Below are 15536 nucleotides of genomic sequence, written 5' to 3'. Positions count from 1 at the left end.
CCGGCCAGTCGCCAGGTAGGCGAAGCGTCGGCGGGCCGGACACCGGGGCGGGGCGGGGCGGGGCGGGGCGGGCGGACCTCGTCGAGGTCGGGTGGGCGGGTGGACCTGACGAAGGTGGGGGTGGTTCGTCGCCGATCGGCAGCAGCGGGCGGGCCACCCTGATCCCTACCGTCGACCCATGATCACACTACGTGGCCTGACGAAACGGTTCGGCCCGACGACCGCCGTCGACGACCTGACCGTCGACATCGCACCCGGACGGGTCACCGGGTTCCTCGGCCCGAACGGCGCGGGCAAGTCCACCACCATGCGAATGATCCTCGGCCTGGACCGGCCCACCGCCGGCCGCGCCCTGGTCGACGGCCGGCCGTACCGGGAGCTGCGGCACCCGCTGCACACCGTCGGCGCGCTGCTGGACGCCGGGGCGATCCACCCGGCCCGGCCCGGGCGGGCCCACCTGCTGGCCACCGCGCGCAGCAACGGCATCGACCGCCGCCGGGTCGACGAGGTGCTGGCCCTGGTCGGCCTGGACGACCGGGCCGCCGCGAAGCCCGGCCGGACCCTCTCCCTCGGCATGGGCCAGCGGCTCGGCATCGCCGGGGCGCTGCTCGGCGACCCACCGGTCCTGCTGTTCGACGAGCCGGTCAACGGCCTCGACCCGGACGGGGTGCGCTGGATCCGACAGCTCACCCGCTCGCTCGCCGCGCAGGGCCGGACGGTGCTGGTCTCCAGCCACCTGATGAGCGAGATGCAGCAGACCGCCGACCACCTCGTGGTGATCGGCCGGGGCCGGCTCATCGCCGACGCGCCCACCGCCGAGGTGATCGCGGGCGGCTCCGCCGCCGCCTCGGTGCGGGTACGCGGCCCGCAGCCCGCCGGCCTGGCGGAACTGGCCCGGCGGCTGGCCGGCGACGGGGGCGTCGTCGAGGCCGACGGACCGCACGGGCTGACCGTCACCGGGCTGACCGTCGACCGGGTCGGCGACCTCGCGTACGAGCTGGGGGTGGCCCTGCACGAGCTGACCCCGGTGGCCGCGTCGCTGGAGCAGGCGTTCATGGCGTTGACCGACGGCAGCGTCGAGTACGCCGCCGCCCCGGCCGACTCCCCCACCACCCACCACCGGATCGAGGCCCGATGAACGCCCAGCCCGCCACCCGCACCGCACCGACCGCCGGCCCGCTCGCCGGGGCGGTCGCCGCCGAGTGGACCAAGCTGTGGTCGGTGCGGTCCACCTGGTGGACGCTGCTGTCGGCGGTGCTGCTGACGGCCGCCGCCGCCGGCCAGCTCGCCATCTACGCCGCCAACGACAACACCAACGACGACCCGGCCGACGACCGGGGGATGGTCACCCTCGGCAGCGTCGTCATCGGCTCCCTGGAACTCACCCAGTACGCCGTGCTGGCCATCGGCCTGCTCGCGGTCACCGCCGAGTTCGGCACCGGCACGCTGCGGACCACCCTGCGCTGCACGCCGTCGCGCGGTCGCGTACTGCTGGCGAAGGCCGCGGTGACCGGGGCGGTGACCTTCGGGTCGGGGCTGCTGCTCGGCGGGGTCGGCGCGCTGGTGGCCGGCGCGGTGCTCGGCGAGTGGGGCCACGCCCCGCTCGGCGGCACGGTCCGCGACGTGCTGGCGTCGGCGGCCTACCTGGCGCTGGTCGGGGTGCTGGCGCTCGGCCTCGGCGCGGTGCTGCGCAGCGCGGTGCTGACGGTGATCGTCCTGATCGCGGTGCTGATGGTCGTGCCGCTGTCGCTCCAGGAGCCGGGCATCGCCGTGCTGACCCGGATCGCCGACGGCTTCCCGGGCGTCGCCGGGGGCCACTTCCTCGCCGGGGACGCCGACCCGTACCCGCCGGTGGTGGGGCTGCTGCTGCTCGCCGGCTGGGCCGCCGCCGCGCTGGCCGCCGGCCGGGTCGCCCTGCGCCACCGCGACGCCTGACGATCACGTCCCGACGAGGCCGGCCTCGTGGGCGAGGATCGCCGCCTGCACCCGGTTGCGCACCTCCAGGCGGGTGAAGATGCTGGTCAGATAGCTCTTCACGGTGCCCTCGACCAGGTGCAGGCGGCGGGCGATCTCGGCGTTGGACAGGCCCGCGCCGACCAGGGCCAGCACCTCCCGCTCCCGGTCGGTCAGCCCGGCGGTGCGGTCCCGCGCCGCCGGGCGGCGGGCCAGCCGGGCGCCGTTCAGTTCGATCACCCGCCGGGCGATCCGAGGCGACAGGTACGCCCCGCCGCCGGCCACCGCCCGCACCCCGGCGATCAGCTCCCGCGGGTCGCCGGCCTTGAGCAGGAAGCCGCTCGCGCCGTGCCCGAGCGCCCGGGCCACGTGGTCGTCCTCGCCGAACGTGGTGAGCATGACCGTTGCCGTGCCCGGTGCCAGCCGGCGGATCTCGGCGGCGGCGGCCAGCCCGTCCAGGCGGGGCATTCGAATGTCCAGCAGCGCCACGTCCGGCCGGTGCGCCCGGACCAGGTCGACGGCCGCCACGCCGTCACCGGCCTCGCCGACCACCTCGATGCCCGGGTCCGCGCCGAGGATCGCCCGGATCCCGGCCCGGATCAACGCCTCGTCGTCGGCGAGCACCACCCGCACCGGCCGGGCGTCCCCCGGCCCGTCGTCCCATCGGTCCGTCATCGGTCGATCCGCTCCTTGCCCACGAGTCGCCCGTCCGAGAAGCAGAGCCGCCAGGTGGCCTGCGCGAGCGGGAAGTTGCCGTCGGTGTAGTACTCGCAGCCGGAGCGCGCCCCGGCCGGCGGCTCCGCCTGGCGGCGCGGCAGGCCGGTCAGCTCCTGCCGGGCGGCGCCCAGCGGCAGCCGGTCGAAGGTCACGGCGTCGAGGACCGCGCCCGCCGTGGCGAACGGGTAGTAGACCAGGGTCAGCACCAGCCCGAGGACCAGCGGGGCGCCGAGCGCCGCGGCCAGGCTGCGCCGGACCCGGCGACGGGCCTCGCGCAGCCGCCGCTCCGCCTCCACCGGCTGTCCGTCGACAGGCTGTCCCTCGACCGGCTGTGCCGGTGGGGGGTCGAGCGGCGGGGTGGGCGTGAGTGGGAGGCGGGCCAGCACGGTGAAGCCGCCCGCCGCCCCCGGGCCGGCGGTCAGCGTGCCGCCGGCCAGGCGTACCCGCTCCCGGAGGGCGAGCAGGCCCGAGCCGCTGGACGGCGGACCGGGCAGCGGGCCGGCCGGCGGCGGGGCGTTGGCCACGCCGACCTCGACCCGGCCACCGAGGCGGGCCAGGGTGACGGTGACCGGGGCGCCGGGGGCGTACCGGGCGGCGTTGGTCAGCGCCTCCCGGACCACCCGGTGCGCCGCGTGCCCGGCCAACGCGGGCAGGTCGAGCGGGTCGCCGTCCAGCCGCACCGCCATTCCCGCCTCCCGGGCCCGGTCGACCAGCTCCGCGACGTTCTCCCCGGCCGGCAGGGTGGACGCCGGGCCGCCGACCTCCTCCCGGAGCACCCCGATGATCTCGTGCAGCCTCTCGGTGGCCCCGGCGACGCTGACGCGCAGTTCACCGGCCGCCGTCCGGTGCCGGGCCGGCAGGTCGCCGGCGAGTTCGAGGGCGGCGGCGCGCAGCGCGATCAGGCTCAGCTCGTGGCCGAGGGAGTCGTGCATCTCCTGGGCGATCCGGGCCCGCTCCCGCAGCCGGATCCGCTCGGCCTCGCCGCGCCGCTCCCGGGCCACCGCCTCGGCGTGCCGGTCCCCCGCCACCACCAGCTCCCGCTGCTGCCGCCAGTACCGGCCGGCCAGCCAGGGGAACACCCCGGCGAAGGACAGCACCGAGGCGAGCAGGAACCAGGTGGTGGCGTCGGTGCCGAGCAGTGCCAGGTTCAGGATGGTGCCCCCGACGGCGATCACCCCGAACACGGCCGTGGCGGGGGCCGTCCCGGGGCTGCGCCGGCCGGCCAGGTAGCTGAACACCGGGATGGCGAAGACGAAGTTGCCGTCGAGCAGGGAACCGAGCACCACCAGCACCAGCGCGGTCAGCGGTCGGCGGTGGCCCAGCCGGACGGCGGCGGCGAGCAGCAGCAGGGCGCCGAGCCCGAGCGGGACGGAGTTCCCGTCGTACGGCGGCGTGAGCAGGGCGAAGCCGATCGGCGCCGCGACCACCGCCCAGAGCAGCCCGTCCCGCAGCAACCCGCCCCGGACGCCGCCACGCCACCACTCCCACCGCTCCCACCGCACGTCGGCCAGGCTACCGACGGTGGTCGGGCCCCGGCACCGACGAAAGTCAGGTGGTTGCCCGGCCGGCGTGCGTGCCGGTCAAACGGTGGTCAGCTGCTGTCCTCGGCCCAGGCCCGCCAGTCGTCGAGCACCCCGTACAGCGCCGGGGTGAGCCAGCCCGGGGCGGACCGGCGGAACACCCCCGGGTCCATCGCCCCGGCGCCCGCCGGAAGCGCGCCGAACAGGTTGGGCACCAGGTCGGTCAGGTTCGCCCAGTGCACCAGCTCCGGCGTCGCCGGCCAGGCGCCGATCACCACTCCGGCCGGCACCGCGCGCCGCTGGAGCGCCTCAAGGGTCAGCGCGGTGTGGTTGAGGGTGCCCAGCCCGGCGCGGGCCACCACCACGGCGGGGGCGCCGAGCGCCACCGCCAGGTCCGCCACCGTCCAGGGCTCCCCCGAGGGGCGCAGCCCCATCGGTACGAGCAGCCCACCCGCCCCCTCGATCAGCACCAGGTCGTGCTTGTCGGCCTCCTCGCGGACGGCGTCGACGACGTCGTACAGCTCCAGCGGCTCCAACCGGGCCACCCGGGCGGCGGCGAGCGGGGCGAGCGGGTCGGGGTAGCTGGCCAGGGTCCGGCCGGTGAGCGGGGCAGCCAGCCGGGTCACCGAGTCGATGTCGCCCGGGTCGCCGGTGGCCGTGCCCGTCTGACCGGGCTTGACCACGGCGACCCGCAGGCCGGCGGCCTGCGCGGCGGCCGTCACCGCTGCGGTCACCACCGTCTTGCCGACCTCGGTGTCGGTGCCGGTGACCAGCACCGGCCCGGTCCACGCCCCGCTCACGACGTCACCTCTACCCGTCACGGGGCGCACTCCACGATCACGTCGAGGGCCCGCTCGAAGTCCGCCCGGGGCACCCCGGCGCTGATCGTCAGCCGCAGCCGGGACCGGCTGTCCGGGGTGGACGGCGGGCGGAAGCAGCCGACGGCCACCCCCCGGTCGGCGCAGCCGGCGGCCCAGGCGGTCGCCGCCTCCGGGCCCGGGGCGGTCACCGACACCACGGCGGCGTCCGGCGCGGAGACGGTCAGCCCGGCGGCACGCAGCCGGCGTACGGTCTCCGCGGCCCGCTCGGCCAGCTCGGCGCGCAGGTCGTCGCCGGCGCGGGCCAGGTCCAGCGCGGCGCGGACCCCGGCGGCCACGGCCGGCGGCAGGGCGGTGTCGAAGATGAAGGTCCGGCCGGTCTCCACCAGGTGCCGCACGAACTCGGCCGGCCCGGCGACCACGCCCCCCGCGCCGCCCAGCGCCTTGGACAGGGTCGCGGTGACCACCACGTCCGGCTCGCCGGCGAGCCCGGCGGCGGCCACCCCGCCCGCGCCGGCCGGGCCGGTGACGCCGAGCGCGTGCGCGTCGTCGACCAGCAGCAGGGCGCCGTGCCGACGGGCCACGGCGTGCAGCTCCGCCAGCGGGGCGAGGTCGCCGTCGACGGAGAAGACCGACTCGGTGACCACCACGGCCGGGCGGCCGGGCGCGGCGGCCAGCGCGGCGGCCACCGCCGCCGGGTCGGCGTGCGGGGTGACCACGGTCTCCGCGCCGGAGATCCGGCAGCCGTCGATCAGCGAGGCGTGGTTGTGGGCGTCCGAGACGAGCAGGGTACGCGGCTGCGCCAGCGCCCGGACCGCGCCGAGGTTGGCCAGGTAGCCGGAGGAGAAGACCAGGCTGCCGTCGGTGCCGAGCCAGTCCGCGAGGGCGGCCTCCAGCCCGTGGTGCACGTCGGTGGACCCGCGTACCAGCCGGGAGCCGGTCGCCCCCAGCCCGTACGCCGCGAGGGCCCGCCCGGCCGCGGCGGTGACCTCCGGGTGGGTGGCCAGGCCGAGGTAGTCGTTGCCGGCGAGGTCGACCACGGCTTCGCCGGCGGACCGGGGGCGCAGCCTGCGGGTCAGTCCCGCCTTCGCCCGCAGCTCGGCACGGCGGTGCAGCGCCGCCAGCCAGTCCGCCACGCCACGCTCCCCACGTCCGTCGACCCCGGCCGTCCGCCACGGCCGCTCACGCCCGGGCGAAGTTACCACCCGTGGCCCGCGGCCCGGCGTGGCGCGGCCCGGCACGCGGGACCGCCGGTGGTCCCGCGCGGGGTGGATCCGGAGCATGTACGGGGGCGGGTGCCGGGGGACCCGGGAACGGGCAGGGGCTGGTCGGGCCATCCGGGCGGGCGGGATCGGGCGCTTCTCCGGGCCGGGGTGGCCTTGTAGGGTACGAGCCATGCCAGAGATCCTCGACCAGGCCCGGAAACAGGTGCTGGAGAACGGCGTCGGCCTCGACGAGGCCGGTGTCCTCGCCGTGCTGAACCTGCCCGACGAGCACCTCCCCGCCGCCCTACAGCTCGCGCACGAGGTGCGGATGCGCTGGTGCGGGCCGGAGGTCGAGGTCGAGGGCATCGTCTCGCTGAAGACCGGCGGCTGCCCGGAGGACTGCCACTTCTGCTCGCAGTCCGGGCTGTTCACCTCGCCGGTCCGCTCGGTCCTGCTGGACATCCCCTCCCTGGTGAAGGCGGCGAAGCAGACCGCGGCGACCGGGGCGACCGAGTTCTGCATCGTGGCCGCCGTGCGCGGCCCCGACGCCCGGCTGATGAAGCAGCTGCGCGAGGGCGTCGCCGCGATCAGGGCGGAGGTCGACATCCAGATCGCCGCGTCGCTCGGCATGCTGAGCCAGGAGCAGGTCGACGAGCTGGTCGACATGGGCGTGCACCGCTACAACCACAACCTGGAGACCTGCCGCTCCTACTTCCCGAACGTCGTCACCACCCACTCCTGGGAGGAGCGGTGGGAGACGCTGAGGATGGTCCGCGAGTCCGGCATGGAGGTCTGCTGCGGCGGCATCCTCGGCCTCGGCGAGACGGTGGAGCAGCGCGCGGAGTTCGCCGCGCAGCTCGCCTCGCTGGACCCGCACGAGGTCCCGCTGAACTTCCTCAACCCGCGCCCGGGCACCCCGCTGGGCGACCGTCCGGTGGTCGAGGGCAAGGACGCGCTGCGCGCCATCGCCGCGTTCCGGCTGGCCATGCCGCGCACCATCCTGCGGTACGCGGGCGGCCGGGAGCTCACCCTCGGTGACCTGGGCACCCGGGAAGGCCTGCTCGGCGGCATCAACGCGGTCATCGTCGGCAACTACCTGACCACGCTGGGCCGGCCGGCGACCGACGACCTGGCGCTGCTGGACGACCTGAAGATGCCGGTCAAGGCGCTCTCCGCGACGCTGTGACGCCGACGCCGATGACCACGACGCGGGTGTGGTGCGACCGGTGCGGGGAGCCGGCGGACGCCGGGGGCCACCCGGCGTGCCGGGCGGCGCGGGAGCTGGAGCCACCCCGGTTCTGCGCGCACTGCCGGCGGCGGATGAAGGTGCAGGTGCTGCCGGTGGGTTGGGCCGCGGCCTGCGTCGAGCACGGCGAGCTACGGGGTTGAGCCGGTGAAGCTACAGGGCAGGGCGGTCACGCTTCGACCGGCGACGGACGCCGACGTGCCGCTCCTCGCGGCGATCCGGTCCACGCCCGAGGTGCGGCGCTGGTGGCGCGGCGGCGACGACCTGACCGGGGCCGTGCGCGCCGACCTGGCCGACGACGTGCTGACCGTGTACGCGATCGAGCACGACGGCCGGGTCGTCGGCGCCATCCAGTGGTACGCCGAGAGCGACCCCGACTACCGGCACGCCAGCCTCGACCTCTTCCTCGACCCGGGGGTACGCGGCAGCGGGCTGGGCGGGGACGCCGTCCGCACCCTGGCCCGGCACCTGATCGACGAGCACGGCCACCACCGGCTCACCATCGACCCGGCGGCGGCCAACACCCCCGCGATCCGCGCGTACGCGAAGGTGGGCTTCCGCCCGGTCGGGGTGCTGCGCCGCTACGAGCGCGGCGAGGACGGCCGCTGGCACGACGGCCTGCTGATGGACCTCCTCGCCGACGACCTGGCCGACTGACGTCCGGCCGCCGTTCGTCCCGCCACCGGTCCCGCCACCGGGGCCGGTAGCCGACACCTGCGCCGGTAGCCGACACCTGCGCCGGTAGCCGACGGCCGAGGCCGGTCGCTGGCGCGACGGAGCGCCCGACCAAACCCCGGTGGCGGCAGGACCCGTCGCGCCGCCTCCGGGAACACGCCGGTTCTTGGACACCTGCTGTTCCCTGACGACGGCAGGTGTCCAAGATTTGGACGGGAACACCCCGCAGGGCCGGACGGGGCGGACGTGGTCGGCGTGGGGCGGGCAGGGTCACGGGATGGTGCTCACGATTCCCGACGACGGCGAGGACCCGCTTGGCTGGCTGGCGTTCGCGCAGTCCGGCGTCCTCACCACCGCCCAGGCGACGGGCCTACTCGGCCCCGGCGTCGTCCGGAGGCGGGTCCGATCCGGCCGGTGGCGCTCGGTCTGCCGGGGCGTCCTGCTCACCGGCAACGGCCTGCTGACCCGGGACCAGCAACTGTGGGTGGCGGTGCTCGCCACCGGTCCCCGCTCGGTGCTGGCCGGGGCCACCGCGGCGGCCGAGGCCGGTGTCAGGGGGCTGCGACGGGAGCCGCTGCACGTCCTGGTGCCGGCGACCCGTCGGGCCGGCCGGACGGTGCTGCGGCGGCTGCCGGTCGACATGGCGGCGGTGGTGGTGCACCGCACGTCGGTGCTGCCGCAGGCACATCTCCAGCTCGCCCGGCCACCCCGGACGACGACGGCCCGTGCCCTGGTCGACGCCGCCGGCTGGGCGCGCACCGTCGACGAGGCCCGGGCGATGCTGGCCGCCGGCTGTCAGCAGCGGCGGGTGTCGCCGGAGGAGATCCGGGCGGTGATCGACGCGCTCCCCCGGGCACACCGGCGTCACCTCGTCCGCCGGACCGTCGACGACATCGCCGGGGGCGCGGAGGCCCTGTCGGAGATCAGCTTTCTGGGGCTGTGCCGGCGGCACGGCCTGCCCCGCCCGAGTCTCCAGCACCGGCGCACCGACGCGAGCGGGCGGGCCCGCTGGCTGGACGCGTACTGGCGGGAGTGGGGGGTGCACGTGGAGATCGACGGCTCGCACCACATGGACGTACGCGAGTGGGCGGCCGACATGCGGCGGCAGAACGACGTGTGGACGGCGGGCGACCGGATCCTGCGCTTCCCCGCCTGGCTCGTCCGCGCCCGCCCCGACGAGGTCGCATCCACCCTCCGCCGCGCCCTCCTGGCGGCGGGCTGGCGCCCCGCAACATGAATCTTGGACGGTTACCGTCCCGTGGGGACGGTAACCGTCCAAGGTCTCAATGGGGCGGGAGTGGCGTCAGGCGATCGTGCAGGGGGAGCCGTTCAGGGTGAACGCGGTGGGCTTCGGGTTGGTGCCGGGGTGGGTGCCGTTGAAGCCGAAGCTGGTGGAGGCCCCCGGTGCGAGCGCCCCGTTGTAGGACAGGTTCGAGGCGGTCACGGCGGTGCCGGTCTGGGTGACGTTCGCCGACCATGCCTGGCCAGCCTGCTGCCCGGCGTTGGGGAAGGCGAACGCCAGGGTCCAGCCGGTGAGCGCCGTCGTGCCGGTGTTGGTGATCGTGATGTTGGCGGTGAACCCGGTGCTCCAGTCGCTGGTCGCGTACCCGACCCTGCAGGAACCGGTGGGCGTGGGCGTCCCGGTGGTCACCGTGACGGCGGGCGACGGGGTCGACGGGTTGCCGGCGGCGTCCAGCGCGACGACGTAGAACCCGTACGCGGTGGCGGGGGCCAGCCCGGTGACCGCATACGTGGTGCCGGTGACCGTGGCGAGAGCGGTGTCCACCGGCCACGTCTTCTGGTAGACGCGGTAGCCGGTGACCCCGACGTCGTCCGTGGACGGCCCCCAGGTGAGGGTGAGCCCGGTCGGGCCGACGGCCGACGCGGTCGGGGTGCCGGGCGCGGTAGGCGGGGTGGTGTCGGGGCCACCCCCGGCCGGGGTCGCCACCGCGACCGTCGGCGAGGACGTCGAGCGGTTGCCGGCGCCGTCGCGGGCGTTCACCCAGAACCGGTAGTTCCGGGCCGGGGCGAGCGACGGGACGGTCAGGCTGTTGGTGGTGCTGCGGTGCAGCACCAGCGCGTCACTGCCGACGGTCTCCTGGGTGATCTCGTAGCCGGCCAGGCCGCTGCCCCCGGTGTCGGTGGACGCGGGCCAGGTCAGCGTGACCGAGGTGGGGGTGAGCGCGGACGCGACCGGGGCGCCGGGCGCGGTGGGCGGGGTGGTGTCGGTGGGCGTCGACGTCGGCTCCTCGCCCCAGACCCGGGCGGTTCCGGCGTACAGCGGCACCTTGCGGTTCGGCCCGGCGGTCGCCTGGTACGACGGGTCGTTGGTCGGGTCCCAGGTGCCGCCCTCCGGCACACCGACCTTGAACTGGACCTCCATCCGGTGCTGCGACTGGCCGGCCGGGGCGATGGTGTGCCCGGTGCAGTCCACCTCGACGTACCAGATGTCGCCGCTGTACTGCTTGGCCGTGGCCGGCGACGGGCAGCCCTGGGTGTAGCCGGGGGTGACCTGCACCGGGCCGGTGCCGTCGGGGCGGAAGTAGTAGCGGAACCTGCCGTTGGTCAGCGCCCGGGCCGGGAACGCCGACTTGTTGTAGATGATCGCCTTCAGCCCGGTGGCGCGGGGCTCGGCCTGCATCACCGTGGTCTCCACGGTCAGCTCGTCGAGGTCGGGCGTCGCGGTGCCCGGGAAGCCGGCGAGCGGGCTGCCGCCGTACTCGGAGGAGAGCCGGGCCAGCGCGGAGGTGAAGCCGGCGTTGTAGTCGGTGGCGACCTCGTTCATCACGTAGTCGGACCGGCTGTCGGTATACGCGTCGTTGGCCGTCGACGGGCCGCCGACCAGCGCGCCGTAGAGGGTGTGCCGGGTCTCGGTCGGCACGGTCTGGCTGTCCCACCAGGAGCCGTGCGCGGTGCGGTGGTGCGGGTTGCGCGGCGGGTTGGCCCCGAACCCGATCACGTAGCTGGAGCTGCGCGGGTTGTCGCCGAGCGCGTAGTTGATCTGCCGTACGGCGAAGTCGTGGTAGCGCGCCCTGCGGGTGGCGTCGGTGGTCCTGTCGCTGTAGACCAGCGCGGCGAACGAGGTGTTCGCGGCGTACCGCAGCGCGCCCCAGGAGTCGAGCACCGCCATCCCGCCGGGCGAGTAGTTGACCTTTGACCCGTTCACCCCGACGGTCCACCAGTCCAGCCAGCGGTTGGCGTCGTCGACGTACTTCTGCTTGCCGGTCAGGTTGGCCAGCAGCACGTACGCCCCGAACTGCTTGTTGTCCCAGGCGATGGTCCACTTGTAGGACCGGGTGGTGGTCTGGTTCTCGGTGCCGAGCTTGTCGTACTCGCTCTCGGCCTTGGCGAGGTAGCTGGCGTCGCCGGTGGCCCGGTGCAGCCAGATCGCGCCCCAGACCAGCTCGTCCTGGTAGCCGCTCCACGAGCGGTAGAAGCTGGTCGCGTCGGTGATGCACTCGTGGTAACTCTTACGCACCGTGTCGGCGAACGTGTAGAGCTGCTTGGCGTGCCCGAGCAGCTTGTCGGCGTAGGCGGCGTCGGTGGGCCGGAACACCATCGACGACGCGGCCAGCGCGGCCGCCGTCTCCCCCGCCAGGTCCGCGCCGCCGCAGCTAGAGTCGATCTTGTACGCGGGCCGCGCCATCGGCATGACCTCGGCCGGGCCCCACCACTTGTGGTCGTCGTCGCCCTTGCCGACCTGCCCGTAGAGGACGTTCGGCGCGGGGTGCGCCCGGACGAGGTAGTCGTTGACGAAGCGCAGGTTGTCGAGCAGGTAGCTGAGTTGCCCGGAGGCGACGTACCCGGCGCGGTACTCGACCGCGCCCCAGGCCAGCATGGTGGTGCTGAACGCCATCGGGAAGCCGAACTTCACGTGGTCGCCGGCGTCGTACCAGCCGCCGGTGAGGTCCACGCCGACGTCGGAGCCGTCGGTGAGCGCGGAGTCGCCGCGCCAGGAGACCCGGTTCCAGGCCGGCTTCCTCCCGGACTGCTGGGCCTCGTAGAAGAACAGCGACTTCTGCAACGCCTCGGCGTAGTTGAAGGCGGGCGCGGCGGCGACGGGGGCGGCCTGGGGCGCGGCGACCCCCACGGCGAGGCCGCCGACCAGGGCGGCGGCGGAAGCGAGCAGTCGACGCAGCCAGGGGCGACTGCGGCGGGCGGGCCGCGGCGGGTCCCCGGCGGGCGACGGCGGCCGGGAGGGCCGGATCGGGTGACGCATGTGCGGGCTCCTGACGGATGGTGCCACGGCGGCGCCGACCGGACGCGGAACGGGCGTCGGGCTCGGGTCGGCGCCGCCGACGGCGGGTGGTGGTGGGGGGCCAAGGAGGCGCGGGAGCGCTCCCATGGATGCTCGACAATGTATCGAGCGGATCGCGCCGTTGGGAAGACCCGCGGACTGGGACGACCGATCGGCGGGTGCGGAGCGGGCGGCTCACGCGGCGACTCGCGTCCTGGGATACGAACGTACTGTTGCCGTTTGCACATCGGCACGGGACAGTACGGCCACCAGCGGTGCCATCGACGCCGCCGCTCCCCCGGTGCACCCTGAGGAGACCCGATGGCTCTACGACTCGCCGACGGAACCGCCTGGACCGACACCCTCGCCCGCGCCGTGGCCGCCGCGCCCGAGGCCTTCGGGCCCGAGGCGGACGGCGTGACCACCCTGCGCAACCTCGTCGAGGGCGACTGGCGGGCGGGCGGTGTGCCGCACCCCGTTCGCACCCCGGTCGACAACACGGTCCTGGTCAACCTGCCCCGGCTGGACGCCGACGCCGCCCGCGCCGCGGTCGCCTTCGCCGCCGTCGCGCACCGCGACTGGACACAGACCCCCCTGGCCGAGCGGAAGTCCCGGGTCACCGACGCCCTGGACGCCCTCACCGCCCACCGCGACCTGCTCGCCCTGCTGCTCGTCTGGGAGATCGGCAAGCCGTGGCGGCTGGCCTGCGCCGACGTGGACCGGGCCCTCGACGGGGTCCGCTGGTACGCCGGTGAGATCGACCGCATGCTGGCCGACGGCCGGGAGCCGCTGCCCGGCCCGGTCAGCAACATCGCCAGCTGGAACTACCCGATGAGCGTGCTGGTGCACGCCGAGCTGGTGCAGCTGCTCGCCGGCAACGCGGTGATCGCGAAGACCCCCTCCCAGGGCGGCGCGGTGTGCCTCACCGTCGCGCACGCGCTGATGCGCCGCGCCGGGCTCCCCGCCACCCTGGTCTCCGGCGGCGGCGAGGAGCTGTCCGAGGTGCTGGTGCGCGCCCCGGAGATCGGCGCGGTGGCGTTCGTCGGCGGGCGGTCCAACGGCGGGAAGGTCGCCGCCGCGCTGCTCGACTCCGACAAGCGGCACTTCATCGAGCAGGAGGGCCTCAACGCCTGGGGGATCTGGGACTTCTCCCGGTGGGACCTGCTCGCCGGGCACCTGAGGAAGGGCTTCGAGTACGGCAAGCAGCGCTGCACCGCGTACCCCCGGTTCGTGGTCCAGCGCGACCTGGTCGACGAGTTCCTCGACATGTACCTGCCGGTGGTCCGCTCGATCCGGTTCGGCCATCCACTCGCGGTGGACGAGGACTGGCGGGCCGGCGACCCGCTGCCCGAGCTGGACTTCGGCCCCCTGATCAGCGGGGCCAAGGCCGAGGAGCTGCGCCGCAAGGTCGACGAGGCGGTCCGCGGCGGCGCGGTCCCGCTGCACCGGGGCAAGCTGACCGGGGCGCCGTTCCTCGCCGGCCAGGACACCTCGGCGTACGTGGCCCCGGCGGTGCTGCTCGCCCCGCCCGGCCGGTCCCGGCTGATGCACGCCGAGCCGTTCGGGCCGGTCGACACGATCGTGGTGGTGGACACCACCGACGAGCTGCTGGCCGCGATGAACGCCTCCAACGGCGCGCTGGTCGCCAGCCTCGCCTGCGACGACGAGGAGCTGGCCGGCAAGCTCGCGGTCGACCTCCAGGCGTTCAAGGTCGGCATCAACAAGCCGCGCTCGCGCGGCGACCGGGACGAGTCGTTCGGCGGCCGGGGCGCCTCCTGGAAGGGCGCCTTCGTCGGCGGGGACCTGCTGGTGCAGGCCGTCACGGTCGGCGGCGACGACCGCCTGTACGGCAACTTCCCCGACTACAACAGCTACCCCGCCACCTGAGCTGCGGCAGGGCCCCTGCCGACCGCCTCCGGGGCGCGGCAGGGGCCCGCCCGCCGACAGCTCACCCCGGGACGCTGGCCCCGGGACGCTGACCCCGGGACGCTGGCCCCGGGACGCTGGCCCCGGGCGCTGGCCGGTCAGCGACGCTGGGCGGGCAGCACCGGGGGCACCGGCACCGGGGCGGCGGCGAGCGGCACGGTGACGGTGACCACGGAGCCGTCCCGCTCCGCCGCCGTCGGGCGGGCGAGTCGGGCCAGCGTGCGCAGCATCGGCACGTTCTCCGCCTGGACGTGCAGTTGCAGGGCCACGAGACCGGCCCGCTCGGCGTGGCCCACCAGCCGGCGCAGCAGGGCCGTGCCGAGCCCTCGCCGCTGCCAGTCGTCGCGGACCAGCAGCGCCACCTCGGCCTCGTCCCCCTCGGCGAGCAGGTTCGCCATCGCGACGACCGGCTCCGCCGCCCCGCCGGAGCCGATCACCGCACCGCCGGAGCCGGTCGTGGTCGCGCCGGAGCCGGTCGCGGTCGCGCCGGAGCCGGTCGCGGTCGCGGTCGCGACGAGGGTCAGGCCCTGGGTCGGCTCCAGCAGCCGGCGCAGCCGGGCCGGCGCGGGAAGTGCCGCCCCGCTGAGGTACCGGCGCTGCCGGGTCCGCGCCGAGCAGCGCTCGTGCAGCTCCAGCACGCCGGCCAGGTCGTCGGCGCCGGACGGACGGACGACCAGCTCGGCGCCGTCGGGCAGGACCAGGGTGACCTGGTCGGCGGTCCGGCGGGCCGCGGTCGCCGCGAGTTCGGCGAGCGCCTGGGCCCGGGCGTACTCGGCCGGGGTGAAGATCGGCGCGACCCGGCTCAGCTCGTACGACCCACCGGTCGGGTCGGGCAGCGCCATCGTGGTGCCGGTGACACCGCCGCGGACCGGGGTGGGTCGCCAGGTGACCTCGTCGGCGCCGAGCAGGGTGCGCAGCACCTCCCCCGTCGCGTCCGGGTCCCGGACCAGCCGGGTGGCCAGGCCGAGCACCCGGGTGGGCTGGTCGGCGAGGCCCCGCGCCTCGCTGCGCGCCACCCAGCAGTCCCGCCCCCGGCCCCGTTCCACGGCGGCGACCAGCTCCGCCTCGTCGAGCGAGTCGGGTGCGTCGACGAGGAAGTCGTCGACCGCGCCCACCTCGGTGGTGTGCACCTGCACGGTGAGGATGTTGACCCCGCGCAACGCGAGGCTCGCCGTGAGCACCGACAGGTAACCCGGCCGGTCGTCCACGGTGGCACGAATCCGCCACAGCGCCATGATT

At 75.5% G+C, this 15536-nt stretch carries 13 protein-coding genes; 7 read left to right on the top strand and 6 right to left on the bottom strand.

Annotated features, from left to right (window positions below; translation table 11 throughout):
- Nucleotides 1-178 precede the first annotated feature (178 nt).
- Both GVV04_RS29495 and GVV04_RS29490 read left to right on the top strand, forming a co-directional pair.
- Nucleotides 179-1138 carry an ABC transporter ATP-binding protein gene (locus GVV04_RS29495; protein WP_161692290.1) on the top strand — a complete coding sequence of 320 codons (960 nt, stop codon included), beginning with the start codon at nt 179-181 and terminating at the stop codon, nt 1136-1138.
- Entirely contained in the window at nt 1135-1935 is an 801-nt protein-coding gene (locus GVV04_RS29490) for an ABC transporter permease (RefSeq protein ID WP_161692289.1), read from the top strand. The genes GVV04_RS29495 and GVV04_RS29490 overlap by 4 nt, the downstream gene beginning before the upstream one ends.
- A gap of 3 nt (nt 1936-1938) precedes the next feature.
- Here GVV04_RS29490 and GVV04_RS29485 read toward each other — a convergent pair whose 3' ends face one another.
- The 4 genes from GVV04_RS29485 to GVV04_RS29470 all read right to left on the bottom strand — a co-directional run bounded on the left by GVV04_RS29485 (nt 1939) and on the right by GVV04_RS29470 (nt 6144).
- Entirely contained in the window at nt 1939-2628 is a 690-nt protein-coding gene (locus GVV04_RS29485; RefSeq protein ID WP_161692288.1) for a response regulator transcription factor, read from the bottom strand.
- Nucleotides 2625-4172 (bottom strand): sensor histidine kinase, encoded by a 1548-nt coding sequence (locus GVV04_RS29480; protein ID WP_328822643.1) that lies wholly within the window; start codon nt 4170-4172, stop codon nt 2625-2627. Before GVV04_RS29480 ends, GVV04_RS29485 begins: the two co-directional genes overlap by 4 nt.
- An 89-nt stretch (nt 4173-4261) precedes the next feature.
- Entirely contained in the window at nt 4262-4966 is a 705-nt protein-coding gene (gene bioD / locus GVV04_RS29475; protein ID WP_161692343.1) for a dethiobiotin synthase, read from the bottom strand.
- Nucleotides 4967-5007: 41 nt separating this feature from the next.
- Entirely contained in the window at nt 5008-6144 is a 1137-nt protein-coding gene (locus tag GVV04_RS29470) for an 8-amino-7-oxononanoate synthase (RefSeq protein WP_161692287.1), read from the bottom strand.
- A gap of 259 nt (nt 6145-6403) precedes the next feature.
- On the opposite strand from GVV04_RS29470, the gene bioB reads away from it, so the two are divergent.
- The 4 genes from bioB to GVV04_RS29450 all read left to right on the top strand — a co-directional run bounded on the left by bioB (nt 6404) and on the right by GVV04_RS29450 (nt 9371).
- Nucleotides 6404-7399 carry a biotin synthase BioB gene (gene bioB, locus GVV04_RS29465; RefSeq protein ID WP_161692286.1) on the top strand — a complete coding sequence of 332 codons (996 nt, stop codon included), beginning with the start codon at nt 6404-6406 and terminating at the stop codon, nt 7397-7399.
- 11 nt (nt 7400-7410) lie between these two features.
- Complete coding sequence (gene bsaP, locus GVV04_RS29460; RefSeq protein ID WP_161692285.1) at nt 7411-7602, top strand: biotin synthase auxiliary protein BsaP; 192 nt, start codon at nt 7411-7413, stop codon at nt 7600-7602.
- Nucleotides 7603-7606: 4 nt separating this feature from the next.
- The gene (locus GVV04_RS29455; protein ID WP_161692284.1) at nt 7607-8116 is read left to right on the top strand and encodes a GNAT family N-acetyltransferase; all 510 of its coding nucleotides are present in this window, start codon (nt 7607-7609) and stop codon (nt 8114-8116) included.
- A gap of 295 nt (nt 8117-8411) precedes the next feature.
- Nucleotides 8412-9371 carry a PDDEXK family nuclease gene (locus GVV04_RS29450; RefSeq protein WP_161692283.1) on the top strand — a complete coding sequence of 320 codons (960 nt, stop codon included), beginning with the start codon at nt 8412-8414 and terminating at the stop codon, nt 9369-9371.
- 66 nt (nt 9372-9437) lie between these two features.
- On the opposite strand, the gene GVV04_RS29445 is transcribed toward GVV04_RS29450, so the two are convergent.
- A complete protein-coding gene (locus tag GVV04_RS29445) occupies nt 9438-12353 on the bottom strand; it encodes a glycoside hydrolase family 9 protein (protein ID WP_161692282.1) in 2916 nt (971 codons plus the stop codon).
- 339 nt (nt 12354-12692) lie between these two features.
- Between GVV04_RS29445 and GVV04_RS29440 the strand changes: the two genes are divergently transcribed.
- Nucleotides 12693-14258, top strand: a complete 1566-nt coding sequence (locus GVV04_RS29440) for an aldehyde dehydrogenase family protein (RefSeq protein ID WP_161692281.1) — start codon at nt 12693-12695, stop codon at nt 14256-14258.
- Nucleotides 14259-14395: 137 nt separating this feature from the next.
- Here GVV04_RS29440 and GVV04_RS29435 read toward each other — a convergent pair whose 3' ends face one another.
- A complete protein-coding gene (locus GVV04_RS29435) occupies nt 14396-15532 on the bottom strand; it encodes a GNAT family N-acetyltransferase (RefSeq protein ID WP_161692280.1) in 1137 nt (378 codons plus the stop codon).
- Between the last annotated feature and the right edge of the window lie 4 nt (nt 15533-15536).

Source organism: Micromonospora rubida, from assembly GCF_009908295.1.
GTDB classification, from domain to species: domain Bacteria; phylum Actinomycetota; class Actinomycetes; order Mycobacteriales; family Micromonosporaceae; genus Micromonospora; species Micromonospora rubida.
Note: the sequence above shows the minus strand (reverse complement) of the source record. Positions and strands in the feature narration are given on the sequence as shown.